Annotated in this window: 10 protein-coding genes; 2 read left to right on the top strand and 8 right to left on the bottom strand. The window is 63.5% G+C overall.

What is annotated here, in order from left to right; all coding sequences use genetic code 11:
• Positions 1-113: 113 nt before the first annotated feature.
• The 8 genes from ACVMB0_RS04745 to ACVMB0_RS04710 form a co-directional block, all read right to left on the bottom strand.
• The gene (locus ACVMB0_RS04745) at positions 114-1340 is read right to left on the bottom strand and encodes an ABC transporter substrate-binding protein (RefSeq protein WP_456751933.1); all 1227 of its coding nucleotides are present in this window, start codon (positions 1338-1340) and stop codon (positions 114-116) included.
• Positions 1341-1569: 229 nt separating this feature from the next.
• Positions 1570-2796 (bottom strand): ABC transporter substrate-binding protein, encoded by a 1227-nt coding sequence (locus tag ACVMB0_RS04740; protein WP_461345463.1) that lies wholly within the window; start codon positions 2794-2796, stop codon positions 1570-1572.
• A 119-nt stretch (positions 2797-2915) separates the two neighbouring features.
• Positions 2916-4145, bottom strand: coding sequence for an ABC transporter substrate-binding protein (locus ACVMB0_RS04735; protein WP_456751935.1), 1230 nt, complete (start codon positions 4143-4145; stop codon positions 2916-2918).
• Between the two features lie 89 nt (positions 4146-4234).
• A complete protein-coding gene (locus ACVMB0_RS04730) occupies positions 4235-5251 on the bottom strand; it encodes a branched-chain amino acid ABC transporter permease (protein ID WP_456751936.1) in 1017 nt (338 codons plus the stop codon).
• A 2-nt stretch (positions 5252-5253) separates the two neighbouring features.
• The gene (locus ACVMB0_RS04725; RefSeq protein ID WP_456750664.1) at positions 5254-6132 is read right to left on the bottom strand and encodes a branched-chain amino acid ABC transporter permease; all 879 of its coding nucleotides are present in this window, start codon (positions 6130-6132) and stop codon (positions 5254-5256) included.
• Between the two features lie 13 nt (positions 6133-6145).
• On the bottom strand, positions 6146-6859 hold the full coding sequence (locus ACVMB0_RS04720; protein WP_456750665.1) for an ABC transporter ATP-binding protein: 714 nt from the start codon (positions 6857-6859) through the stop codon (positions 6146-6148).
• Positions 6856-7653 carry an ABC transporter ATP-binding protein gene (locus ACVMB0_RS04715; RefSeq protein WP_095731499.1) on the bottom strand — a complete coding sequence of 266 codons (798 nt, stop codon included), beginning with the start codon at positions 7651-7653 and terminating at the stop codon, positions 6856-6858. The genes ACVMB0_RS04720 and ACVMB0_RS04715 overlap by 4 nt, the downstream gene beginning before the upstream one ends.
• A gap of 69 nt (positions 7654-7722) precedes the next feature.
• Positions 7723-8589, bottom strand: a complete 867-nt coding sequence (locus tag ACVMB0_RS04710) for an IclR family transcriptional regulator (RefSeq protein ID WP_456751937.1) — start codon at positions 8587-8589, stop codon at positions 7723-7725.
• 179 nt (positions 8590-8768) lie between these two features.
• Here ACVMB0_RS04710 and ACVMB0_RS04705 point away from each other — a divergent pair, with 179 nt between their 5' ends.
• Together ACVMB0_RS04705 and pimA are read left to right on the top strand one after the other, a co-directional pair.
• Positions 8769-10865 (top strand): 3-hydroxyacyl-CoA dehydrogenase NAD-binding domain-containing protein, encoded by a 2097-nt coding sequence (locus ACVMB0_RS04705; RefSeq protein ID WP_456751938.1) that lies wholly within the window; start codon positions 8769-8771, stop codon positions 10863-10865.
• 148 nt (positions 10866-11013) lie between these two features.
• Positions 11014-12684: a dicarboxylate--CoA ligase PimA gene (gene pimA / locus ACVMB0_RS04700; protein WP_461345462.1), complete on the top strand. Its 1671-nt coding sequence runs from the start codon at positions 11014-11016 to the stop codon at positions 12682-12684.
• Positions 12685-12686: the final 2 nt, after the last annotated feature.

The raw sequence follows: 12686 nt of genomic DNA, 5'->3' as shown, positions 1-12686 counted from the left end.
TTTCAGTGGCTCTGTTGTTATCGGGTGAAATTACCAGCTTAGGCGGGACGCCTCAATGAAAAGCCCCTGCGACAACGCCGCAGGGGCCAGCGTCTTTAGTCGACAATTCCGGCTCAACCGCCGACGTCGCCGCTCAAGATTTCACCAAAGCGGTCCCAGGTCTCGCCCTTGAATCGCATCAGTTGCAGCTGCGAAAGCGGCGCAAAATCGGTCGCCGAGGTGTTGACCTTGATGCCCGGCAGCAGCCCGCCGAGTTCGAGGTCGCGCAGGCTGGCAGCCTGCTTCATGACGTTCTCGCGCGTCAGATTGTCGCCGCATGCCCGCAGCACGTGCTCGAGGCCCTGCGCGACGGTGTAGGCGTACATCACGGAGGCGTCGGCGCGGTTGGCGTCGGGATAGTACTTATCCAGGAATGCGTTCCAGGCGATCATTCCCTTGTCGGTCTTCCACTGCGGATCGGTCGGATCCTTGAGGTACTGCGATGAGATGATGCCCTGGGCGGCCTCGAAGCCCGCCGGCTTGATCACGCTGCCGATCGAGGACGAGACGTTGTTGAGGAAGTGCAGCGGATGCCACTCGAGCTCGGCGTTCTTCTTGATCGCCTGCGCCGCGAATTTCGGCGTCGTGATGTTGAAGAACACGTCGGCGCCCGTAGCCTTGAGCCTGACGATGTGGGAATCGATGGTCGGCTCCGTCACCTCGTAGCTGTCCTCGGCGACGATCATGGACGCGGCCTTGGCCCCGAGGCCGTCCTTGAATCCCTTCAAATAGTCCTTGCCGTAATCGTCGTTCTGGTAGAGCACCGCGATCTTGGCGTCCGGCTTGTTCTTCAGGATGTACTTCGCATAGATGATGGACTCGCTCTGGTAGTTGGGCTGCCAGCCCATCGTCCAGGGAAACTCCTTCGGGTCGTTCCACTTGGTGGCGCCGGTGGCGACGAACAGTTGCGGCACCTTCTTCTGGTTCATGTATTTCTGGATCGCCGAGTTCGGCGGCGTGCCGAGCGAATTGAAGATCATCAGCACCTCGTCGCTCTCGACCAGCTTGCGCGCCTGCTCGACGGTCTTCGGCGGCGTGTAGGCGTCGTCGTAACTGATGAAGGTGATCTTGCGGCCGTTGATGCCGCCCTCGGCGTTGATCTTGCGGAAATAGGCCTCCTCGGTCTTGCCGATCACGCCATAGGCGGACGCCGCTCCGCTATAGGGCATGATGTTGCCGATCTTGATCTCGGTGTCGCTGGCGCCGGTGTCGTATTTCTTCTGGGCAAGTGCTGCGCTGCCGGATGCGGAGACGAGCGCGAGCGCAACGGCAAATGCCGCCAGATGTCGTGTTGCAGACATGCGGTTTCTCTCCCTGATAGCAGATGATGTGTCGCGGCCCCCTGTTTCGAGGGCTCGTTGTTATCAGTGAAAACTATCATCTTACCGGGGGCGTCTCAATGAAAAGCCCCCGCGGCGCGACCGCAGGGGCTGCATCTTTAGTCGACAATATCAGGAGCTGATTGTCTTGCCGCGCGATCCGCAGAGATTGCGATGCGTTCAGGAAACGCTGTTGAGTTGAGCGCGGCGATCAGTTGCTCAGATTGCTTGAAATGATGTCGCCGAACAGCTCCCACTTCTCGCCCTTGAACCGCATCAAGCGCAGTTGCTTGATCGGTGCGAAGTCGGTGGTCGAGGTGTTGATGCTGATGCCGGGCAGCAACGTGTCGGGGACAAAGTCCTTCAGGCTCGCGGCCTGCTTCATGACATTGGCGCGGGTCAGATCGTCCCCGCACATCTCCAGCACCTTCACCATGGTCTGTGCGGCAGCGTAACCATAAGAGGTGGCGCCGTCGAGCTTGTTGGCCTCGGGATAATCCTTCTTGAGGAAGGCGAGGAATTTCTCCATGCCGGGATCCTTGTCCCATTGCGGATCGGCGCCGTCCTTGAGATAGGATGCCGACAGGATGCCCTGCGAATTCTCGAAGCCGGCCGGCTGCATCACGCCGCCGACCGAGGCCGAGACATTGGCGACGATCTGCAACGGCGTCCAGGCGATCTCTGCCGCCTTCTTGATCGCCTGTGCCGCGAATTTCGGTGACGTGATGCTGATGAAGGTGTCGGCGCCGGCGGCCTTCAGCTTGACGATGTGATTGTCGATCGTGGGCTCGGAGGTCTCATAGGCTTCCTCGGCGACGATCATCGAAGACTTGTCGCCGAAGGCGTCCTTCAGGCCCTTGAGGTAGTCCTTGCCGAAATCGTCATTCTGGTAGAGCACGGCAACCTTGGCGTCCGGCTTGTGCTTCATGATGTATTTTGCGTAGACCCGCGCCTCGTCCTGGTAGGACGGCTGCCAGCCCATGGTCCACGGATAGTTCTTGGGATCGTTCCACTTGGAGCCGCCGGAGGCGATGAACAGCTGCGGCACCTGCTTCTCGTTCATGTACTTCCGGATCGACGCGTTGGTTGCGGTGCCGACCGAGCCGAACACCAGCAGCACCTCGTCGTCCTCGACCAGCTTGCGGGTCTGCTCCACGGTCTTGGCCGGCGAGTAGCTGTCGTCATAGGAGACAAACGTAATCTTGCGGCCGTGGATGCCGCCGGCCTCGTTGATCATCTTGAAGTAGGCTGCCTCGGTCCGGCCGATCACCCCGTAAGCCGAGGCGGGGCCGCTGTAGGGCACGGTGTTACCGATCTTGATCTCGGTGTCGCTGGCCCCGGTGTCGTATGTCTTCTGCGCCAGCGCGACATTGCAGCTCGTCAGGATCAGAGCGAATGCGGACAACAGCGCCGTCAGGGACGGACGTGCGGCAGTCATGTTTCCCCACCTCGGGTTCTCTGTTGGGTCGTATTCAATACGAACGGCACGGGGCGTCAACAAAAAGCCCCCGCGAGGGTTATCGCGGAGGCCCGTTGTTTATTTCCGCAGTGCAACGTTCATTCGGAAGGAACGTCGCCGGAAATGATGTCGCCGAACAGTTCCCACTTCTGCCCCTTGAAGCGCTGCATCTGCAGCTGGGCGATCGGGGCGAAGTCGGTGGCGGAGGTGTTGATCTTGACGCCGGGCAGCAGGGTGTCGGGCGTAAAGTCCTTCAAGCTCGCCGCCTGCTTCATGACGTTGGCGCGGGTCAGATCGTCGCCGCACATCTCGAGCACTTTGGCGAGCGTCTGCGCGGCGCCATAGCCGTAGACGTAGCCGCCGTCGGTCTTGTCGGCGCCCGGCATGTACTTGTCGAGAAACTCGGCCCACTTCTTCATGTTCGGATCGTTGGCCCACTGCGGATCGGCGCCGTCCTTGGCATAGGCGGCCGACAGCACGCCCTGGGCGTTGTCGAAGCCGGCCGGCTGCATCACGCTGCCGACCGAGGCCGACACGTTGGTGATGATCTGCAGCGGCTTCCAGCCGAGTTCGGCGGTCTTCTTGATGGTCTGGGCGCCGAATTTCGGCGTGGTGTAGATCAGCAGGACGTCCGGATTGGCGGCCTTGATCTTGACGATATGGCCGTCGATCGATGGCTCGGAGATCTCGTAGCTCTCCTCCATGATGATGCTGGAGGCCGCCTTGGCGCCGAAGCCGTCCTTGGTGCCCTTGAGGTAGTCTTTGCCGAAATCGTCGTTCTGATAGAGGATCGCGACCTTGGCGTCGGGCTTCTCCTTCATCAGCCATTTGGCATAGATCTGCGCTTCGCTCTGGTAGCTCGGCTGCCAGCCCATGGTCCACGGGAAGTTCTTCGGATCGTTCCACTTGGTCGCGCCGGTGGCGACGAACAGCTGCGGGATCTTCTTGGAGTTCAGGTACTTCTGGATCGCGGTGTTGGACGGCGTGCCGAGCGGGTTGAACACCAGCAGCACCTCGTCGCTCTCGACCAGCTTGCGTACCTGCTCGACCGCCTTCGGCGGCGAATAGGCGTCGTCATAGCTGACGAAATTGACCTTGCGGCCGTTGATGCCGCCGCGGTCGTTGATCATCTTGAAATAGGCTTCTTCGGTCTTGCCAATCACGCCGTAGGCGGAGGCCGGTCCCGAATAGGGAATGATGTTGCCGACCTTGATCTCGGTATCGCTCGCGCCGGTGTCGTATTTCTTCTGGGCGAATGCGGCAGTGGAGGTCGCGGCAACAGCGACGATCGCCGCGGACATCGCGGCGATCCGAACGGTAGAAAGCATAGTGTCTCCTGGTTTGGTTCTAAAGATTCTTAGCTGTTTGAGCATGATCTCTTTCGGAAAACCGCTTCGCACTTTTCCGGATCATGCACTTAGTTTTTCTTGAGCTTGGCGGCCAGTTGCTGGGCAACGATCGCAACCTGCCTGGCGCCGTGCGGCACGAGGAAGATGACGAGGAACAGCAGCACGCCGAACACCGCGCCGGAAAGGCCCTTGGAAATGCCTTCCGCGATGTTGGGCACGAAGATGATGAAGGCGCTTCCGACGATCGAGCCGGGCAGCCAGCCGACGCCGCCGACCACCATGCCGAGGAACAGCGAGATCGCGAGCTGGATCGTGTAGCCGTCGGGTGCCACGAACTGCACCGCGATGGCGCCGAGACCGCCGGCGACGCCGGTGATGCCGGCCGAGACGCCGAACGCCAGCGTCTTGTACAGCGCGACGTCGACGCCCATCGCGGAGGCCGCGATCTCGTTGTCGCGGATCGCCATGAAGGCGCGCCCTGAACGCGAGCGCAGCAGGTTGACCGAGGCGATGTAGATCGCGATCGAGACCGCCAGGGTGAAGTAGTAGAGCCACATATCCTGCGACAGCGGCAGGCCGAACGGCGCATCCGGCTTGGTGACGACGAGGCCCTGCACGCCGCCGGTCCAATGCTCGAAATAGCCGAGCTTGAGCAGCTGCGGCATTGCGGTGGCGAGCGCGAAGGTCGCGAGCGCCAGATAGACGCCGCTGAGCCGTAGCGCCGGCTGGCCGAACAGGAAGCCGAAGCCGAAGCAGACGATGCCGGCGATCGGCAGCGTGAGGGCATAGTTCATGCCCGCATGCTCCATCAGGATCGCCGAGGTATAGGCGCCGACGGCGTAGAACGCGCTCTGGCCGAGCGAGAACTGGCCGCTTCCGCCGGTCAGGATGTTGAGCGCCATCACCGCCAGCGCGTAGATCAGAAGCATCGTCATCTGGAAGATGATGAAGTTCTTCACGAACAGCGGGATCAGGACCAGCGCGGCAAGCACGACGAGCGAGGTGCCATAGCCGAGCGTCATGGCGCGCTTGGGCACGGCCTCGACGGCAGGGGCTTCTGTGACGATTTCTTCAGCGGCGCTCATGATCAAACTCGCTTCACGATGGCGCGGCCGAACAGGCCTGCCGGTTTGACGACCAGGACGACGATGATCAGCGCAAGCGCGATCGGAAGTTTCAGCTCATTGCCGACGCCGGGGATGTAGGTGCCGACCAGGTTCTCGAATATGCCGACCAGGAAGCCGCCCATCACGGCGCCGAACGGGCTCGACAGGCCGCCGAGCACGGCCGCGGCAAATCCGTAGATCAGCACGCCGAGCATCATGTTGGGCTCGAGGAACACGACCGGGGCGATCATCATGCCGGCGATCGAGCCGATCGCCGATGCCATGCCCCAGCCCAGCGCGATCATCCACGAGGTGTTGATGCCGACCAGGCGGGCCGATTCCGGCAGCGAGGCGGCGGCGCGCATCGCAAGACCGACCCGGGTGAAGCGGAAGAAGAAGAACAGCAGGAGCAGCATCAGCAGCGTGATGCCGATCATCCCGGCCTGGTGGGTCGAGATCAGCTGGCTGCCGAGGAACGGCGAGGAGCCGAACGGCGTCGGATACTGCTTGATGGTGAAGTCCCAGATCAGGCCGGCGACCGAGTTGATGATCGCATAGAGCGCGATGAAGCCGGCGACGTTGGTCAGGATCGGAGCCTTGGCGAGCGGCTTGAACAGCAGCCGCTCGATGACGATGCCCGCGACGAACGAGAAGGCGACGGTGAGCACGAAGGCGCCCCAATACGGCACGCCCCACTGCATCAGCTGCCAGGACACGAAGGTCGAGAACATCGCCATTTCGCCCTGGGCGAAATTCAGATGGTCGATGGCCTGGTAGATCATCACCACGGCGAGCGCCATGCAGGCATAGATCGCGCCGGTGGCGATGCCGGCCAGGACCTGGTTGGCAAAAAGCTCCATTGTGCCAGCTCCCTCAGTAGCCGAGATAGGATTTGCGGACGTCTTCGTTGTTCGCGATGTCCTTGGCATTGCCCGACATCACGATCCGTCCGGTTTCGATCACATAGGCCTGGTCGGCGAGCTCGAGCGCGAGCTGCGCGTTCTGCTCGACCACCAGGATGGTCACCTTTTCCTCGCGATTGATCTTGCCGAGGATGCGGAAAAGGTCGCGCACGATCAGCGGCGCGAGGCCGAATGACGGCTCGTCGAGCAGCATCAGGCGCGGCCGCAGCATCAGCGCGCGCGCCACCGCCAGCATCTGCTGCTCGCCGCCGGACAGCGTGCCGGCCTGCTGGGTGTAGCGCTGCTTCAGCACCGGGAAATGGTCGTACATCCGCTCGATGTCGGAGCCGATCGCCTTGGTGTCGGAGCGGCTGATGGCGCCGAGCTGCAAATTCTCCTCCACCGTCATGTTGGTGAAGGTGCCGCGGCCCTGCGGCACATGGGCGATGCCGAGGCGGACCACGTTCTCGGTCGAGCGCGTGCCGATCGGCTTGCCCTCGAACTCGATCGCGCCGGTCGAGCGCACCATGTTGCAGATCGCCCGCAGCGTGGTGGTCTTGCCGGCGCCGTTGGCGCCGAGCAGGGTGGTCAGCGAGCCCTCGTTGAGCGAGAAGCTGAGGCCGTGCAGGGCCTGGACCTGGCCGTAATAAGCGCGCAGGTCCTTGACGTTGAGCATCGCGGTCATTGGTCCTTGCTCCCCAGATAAGCCTTGATGACGTCGGGGTCGGCCTGGACCTGGGCCGGCGTGCCTTCGGCCAGCTTGCGGCCGAAATTGAGCGCGACGACGTGGTCGGCGATCGACATCACGAGACCCATGTGATGCTCGACCAGCAGCACCGTAATTTTACGGTCGTCGCGGATTTTGCGGATCAGATCGCCGAGCACATAGACTTCCTCGTGATTGAGGCCGCCGGCCGGCTCGTCGAGCAGCAGGATCTTCGGGTCTGCGGCTAATGCGCGCGCCAGCTCGACACGCTTCTGGGTGCCGAACGGAAGTCCCGAGACCACGGTGTGGGCGACGTCCTCGAGATCGAGATAGCCGAGGATGTCGTGCACCTTCTTGTTCATGTCGTTCTCGCCGCGGCGGACCCAGGCGAGACGCAGCGAGTCGCTGACGATGTCGCTCGAGGTGCGGGCATGCGCGCCGACGCGGACGTTGTCGATCACGGACAGGTTGGGAAACAATGCGACGTTCTGGAAGGTGCGGCCGATGCCGATCTCGGCGATCCGGTGCGGCGGCCGCGACAGGATGCTCTTGCCTTCCATCAGGATGTCGCCGGACGACGGCTGGTAGAGCCGCGACAGGCAATTGAACAGCGTGGTCTTGCCGGCGCCGTTCGGCCCGATCAGGCCGAGGATCTGTCCGTGGCGCATGTCGAACGACACGCCGTTGAGCGCGATGATGCCGCCGAACACGACGCTGACGTCGCGAACCGCGAGCAAGGGATCATTCCCCTGCGCGAGCTGTGCCTGCGTCATCTCGTCTCGCCCGCCGTCGTCGAGCGGTGCGAGCGATCCTGCGATGTGCTTCGCCGGACGTGATGGAGGCTATCTGATCCCCTCGGCCAAACGTGCAACTTTCCCTCCTACTTTGATCTTTTTGCTTGTTTCTTTTTTGGATTGCGGCGCCATTCCACCGAGCGCCTGCTCGATGTTCCTTACCATCGCCACAAGGCGAGGTCCAATGTCGTTGAGCAATCTCTCTTCCGTGAAACGGAATGCCGGCGCGCCGCAATTGAACGCGTACGGACCGGTTCCGTCATTCAATCTCAATGCGACGCCAACCGCGGCGACGTCGTTCTGCCAGTCGCCGGCCGACATGGCGAAGCCGTGCTTCGCCACCGTCTCGCCGGAACGTTCGATGCCGTCACGCATCTTGGCCCAGCGGCTGCCATAGTGATCCCGCAGCTCGCGTAATAAAGCCGCACGCTCTTCGGGTGGCAATGCCCAAATATAGGCACGTCCCATCGCAGTGGTTGCGATCGGCACCCTCGAGCCGACGTCGAGTTGCACGCCGAGCGCCAGGCCGTTCCGGCTCTGGCCGAAATAGATCATGCTGTGACGATCGCGGCCGCCGACCGCGACGGCGCCGCCGGTCGCGCGCATTACTTCTTCTCGATACGGCTCGGACAAATGCCGAACGCCGAGATTGGCGAGCGCGGCATAGCCGAGCGCCATCGCCGACGGCGCGAGCTGATACTTTTCGAATTTCGGTACAGGTGTAAGGTATCCCAGCTTGGTCAGCGTGTAGGTCAGCCGGGAAATGGTTGGCTTCGGTAACTTGGTGCGGGCTGCAATCTCCTGATTGCCGAGCAGCCCGTCATTGGGTTGAAATGCGCGCAGGACGTCCAGTCCGCGGGAAAGCGCGACGACGAAATTGCGATCGGTCGCTACCTTCTTGCTGGCGCGCTTCATCCCTGTCCTTGCCCACCCTTGTCATGCTCGTTGACAAGGCTCGTGCTTCAAAATAACCCTCCGTGTCAAGATGTGGAATTAAATTTCGCAGTGCGAAATTGGTCTAATCGTAGCGGCTCAACGCAAGTCGTGCAGCTACTCAACGCAAGTTCAAGAACAAGCATCCAGGGAGAGTCCCGGTGAGTGAAGTCGTCAAGCTCGAACGTCATGACAACATTGCCGTCGTCACGGTTAACAGTCCGCCAGTGAACGCGCTGAGCGCGGCCGTGCGCGGCGGCATCTTCGATTGCATCAAGAGCGCGATCGATGACGCGCAGGTCCAGGGCATCGTGCTGACCTGCGCCGGCCGCACCTTCATCGCCGGCGCCGACATCACCGAATTCGGCAAGCCGCCGAAGCCGCCCGGGCTCGCCGAGGTGCTGAGCCTGATGGAGAACTCGCCGAAGCCGATCGTCGCTGCGATCCACGGCACCGCACTCGGCGGCGGCCTCGAGGTCGCGCTGGCCTGCCACTATCGCGTCGCCACCAAGGACGCCAAGCTCGGCCTGCCCGAGGTGAAGCTCGGCCTGCTGCCGGGCGCCGGCGGTACCCAGCGCCTGCCGCGCGCGGTCGGTCCCGAGCTCGCGGTCAAGATGATCGTCGGCGGCGATCCGATCGGCGCCGATGCCGCGCTGAAGGCCGGCCTGATCGAGGAGATCGTCGAAGGTCCGGCCTCGGGCGGTGAGGCATTTGCGCGCAAGGTGGTCGCCGAGAAACGTCCGCTGCGCAAGCTGCGCGATGACGACTCGAAGCTCGCCGCGGCCAAGGCCGACCGTTCGATCTTCACCAATGCGGTCGCCGCGCTGACCAAGAAGTCGCGCGGCCTCGAGGCGCCGTTCGCCGCGGCCGATGCCGTCGGCGCCGCGATCGACCTGCCGTTCGAGGAAGGCCTGAAGAAGGAGCGCGAGGGTTTCCTCAAGCTGATGAACGGCGACCAGTCCAAGGCGCAGCGCTACGCGTTCTTCGCCGAGCGTGAGGCCGCCAAGATCTCCGGCATTCCCGAGGGCACCAAGGGCCGCAACGTGGCCCGCGTCGCCATCCTCGGCGCCGGCACCATGGGCGGCGGCATCGCGATGTCGTTCGCCAATGCCGGCATCCCGGTCACGCTGATCGAGACCGGCGAGGAGCAGCTCAAGCGCGGCATGGGCATCATGCAGAAGAACTACGAGGCGACCGCGGCGCGCGGCGGCATCCCGGCGGACGCGCCCGCCAAGCGGATGGCGCTGATCAACGGCGTCGTCGGCATCGAGAACGTCGGCGACGCCGATCTCGTGATCGAGGCGGTGTTCGAGACCATGGCGGTCAAGAAGGAGGTGTTCGGCAAGCTCGATCAGTATGCCAAGCCCGGCGCCGTGCTGGCCTCCAACACCTCCTATCTCAACATCGACGAGATCGCGAAATCGACCAAGCGTCCGCAGGACGTGCTCGGCATGCACTTCTTCTCGCCGGCCAACGTCATGAAGCTGTGCGAGATCGTGCGCGCCGACAAGACCGCGCCCGACGCGCTGGTGACCGCGGTGTCGATCGCCCGCAAGATCGCCAAGGTGCCGGCCGTGGTCGGCGTCTGCGACGGCTTCGTCGGCAACCGCATGCTGGCACAGCGCGGCAAGCAGTCCGAGAAGCTGCTGTTCGAAGGCGCGCTGCCGCAGCAGGTCGATGCCGTCGTCACCAAGTTCGGCATGCCGATGGGCCCGTTCGCGATGGGCGATCTCGCCGGTCTCGACATCGGCTGGCGCTCGCGCAAGGACCGCGGCATCAAGTCGGAGATCGCCGACGCGCTGTGCGAAGCTGGCCGCTTCGGCCAGAAGACCGGCAAGGGCTACTACAAGTACGAGCCGGGCTCGCGCGCGGCGCTGCCCGATCCGGAGGTCGAGAAGCTGATCGACGAGACGCTGGCGCGCCTCGGCCGCAAGAAGCGCGTCGTCAGCGACGACGAGATCCTCGAGCGCATGATGTATCCGATGATCAACGAGGGTGCGAAGATTCTCGCCGAGGGCATCGCGGCGCGGCCGTCCGACATCGACGTGGTCTGGCTCTATGGCTACGGCTGGCCGATCTATCGCGGCGGCCCGATGTTCTGGGCCGACACCGTCGGCCTCAAGCACATCGCCGATCGCCTGGCCTTCTACGCCAAGGAGACCAACGATCCCTCGCTCGAGCCGGCGCCGCTGCTCAGGAAGCTCGCCGACGAAGGCAAGACCTTCGCCTCGCTCGCCGCGCCGTCGAAGGCGGCGTGATTGGCTGAAGGCCTAGCCACGTGTCGTTCCGGGGCATCGCGTAAGCGATGAACCCGGAACCCATTGTGCCCCGGCACGTGCGGCCTGATGGATTCCGGGCCTGGCCATCCCGGAATGACGACTTCAGAGAATCCCTGCGAAGGCATCCATGACCTATCCCGGCGAACAATATTATCCGAGCGGCGTGCGGTGGAGCGACGAGATCACGCGGGGCACGCTGCCGGACCTGCTCTCGACCGCGGCTGCCGAATATAGCGCGCGCCCGGTGCTCGAATTCCGCGACCGGCAGATCAGCTACAGCGAGCTCGAGGCCCTGGTCGAGACCGCGGCCGCTGCCTTCATGCGCGCCGGCTACGGCAAGGGCACCTCGGTCGCGCTGTTCCTCGGCAACTCGCCGGACCATCCGATCAATTTCTTCGGCGCGCTGAAGGCCGGCGCCCGCGTCGTGCATCTGTCGCCGCTCGACGGCGAGATCGCGCTGTCGCACAAGCTCTCGGACTCCGGCGCGCGCGTGCTGGTCACCAGCAACCTCTCGGCGCTGCTGCCGACCGCGCTGAAATTCCTCGCCAAGGGGCTGCTCGACCGCCTGATCGTCTGCGAGGACGACAATTGGGGCAAGGCCGGCACGCCGCAAACCGCGCTGCCCGACAATCCCGCCGTTATCACGCATCGCCAGTTCATCGATGGCGCTGTTAAGCCGGCGCAATGGCCCGCGGTCGACGTCGAGGACGTCGCGCTGCTGCAATATACCGGCGGCACCACGGGCCTGCCCAAGGGGGCCATGCTCAGCCACGGCAATCTCACCGCGGCGGTCTCGATCTACGACGTCTGGGGCAAGCCCGCGCGGCTCGAGCGCAATGCGATCGAGCGCGTGATCTGCGTGCTGCCGCTGTTTCATATCTATGCGCTGACCGTGGTGCTGCTGTCGGCGATCCGGCGCGGCCATCTGATCTCGCTGCACCAGCGCTTCGACGTCGAGGCCGTGATGCGAGACATCGAGGTCAAGCGCGCGACGGTGTTTCCCGGCGTGCCGACGATGTGGATCGCGATCGCCTCGCTGCCCGATCTCGACAAGCGCGATCTCTCCTCGCTGGTGGTCGCCGGCTCCGGCGGCGCGCCGCTGCCGGTCGAGGTTGCAAAGGTTTTCGAGCGCCGCGTCGGCATGAAGCTGAAGAGCGGCTGGGGCATGACCGAGACCTGCTCGCCCGGCACCGGTCATCCCAAGGAGGGCCCGGAGAAGCCGGGCTCGATCGGGCTGATGCTGCCCGGTATCGAGATGGACGTGGTGTCGCTGGAGGATTCCACCAGGGTGATGCCGGTCGGCGAGGTCGGCGAGATCCGCATCCGCGGCCCGAACGTCACCAAGGGCTACTGGAACAGGCCGGCGGAGACCGCGGAAGCCTTCGTCGGCGACCGATTCCTCACCGGCGACATCGGCTACATGGACACCGATGGCTATTTCTATCTGGTCGACCGCAAGAAGGACATGATCATCTCCGGCGGCTTCAACGTCTATCCGCAGATGATCGAACAGGCGATCTACACCCATCCCGCCGTGCAGGAGGTGATCGTGATCGGGATTCCCGACGATTACCGCGGCGAGGCGGCCAAGGCCTTCATCAAGCTGCGCGACGGCGAGAAGCCGTTCTCGGTCGACGAGCTGCGCGCGTTCCTCGCCGGCAAGGTCGGCAAGCACGAACTGCCGGCGGCGGTCGAGTTCGTCGCCGAACTGCCGCGCACCCCGGTCGGCAAGCTGTCGCGCCACGAATTGCGCCAGCAGCAGCCGAAGACAGCTCAAGCCAAATCAGTCGTTCAATAGGA

The sequence above is a fragment of the Bradyrhizobium sp. USDA 4451 genome, assembly GCF_054822585.1.
The sequence above is the reverse complement of the archived record's forward strand: the minus strand, read 5'-3'. Positions and strand labels throughout refer to the sequence as shown.

What these genes read in the sequence shown, in the direction of transcription:
- ACVMB0_RS04745 (WP_456751933.1), bottom strand. Translation starts at nt 1,340, where the DNA reads ATGTCTGCAACACGACATCTGGCGGCATTTGCCGTTGCGCTCGCGCTC.
- ACVMB0_RS04740 (WP_461345463.1), bottom strand. Translation starts at nt 2,796, where the DNA reads ATGACTGCCGCACGTCCGTCCCTGACGGCGCTGTTGTCCGCATTCGCT.
- ACVMB0_RS04735 (WP_456751935.1), bottom strand. Translation starts at nt 4,145, where the DNA reads ATGCTTTCTACCGTTCGGATCGCCGCGATGTCCGCGGCGATCGTCGCT.
- ACVMB0_RS04730 (WP_456751936.1), bottom strand. Translation starts at nt 5,251, where the DNA reads ATGAGCGCCGCTGAAGAAATCGTCACAGAAGCCCCTGCCGTCGAGGCC.
- ACVMB0_RS04725 (WP_456750664.1), bottom strand. Translation starts at nt 6,132, where the DNA reads ATGGAGCTTTTTGCCAACCAGGTCCTGGCCGGCATCGCCACCGGCGCG.
- ACVMB0_RS04720 (WP_456750665.1), bottom strand. Translation starts at nt 6,859, where the DNA reads ATGACCGCGATGCTCAACGTCAAGGACCTGCGCGCTTATTACGGCCAG.
- ACVMB0_RS04715 (WP_095731499.1), bottom strand. Translation starts at nt 7,653, where the DNA reads ATGACGCAGGCACAGCTCGCGCAGGGGAATGATCCCTTGCTCGCGGTT.
- ACVMB0_RS04710 (WP_456751937.1), bottom strand. Translation starts at nt 8,589, where the DNA reads ATGAAGCGCGCCAGCAAGAAGGTAGCGACCGATCGCAATTTCGTCGTC.
- pimA (WP_461345462.1), top strand. Translation starts at nt 11,014, where the DNA reads ATGACCTATCCCGGCGAACAATATTATCCGAGCGGCGTGCGGTGGAGC.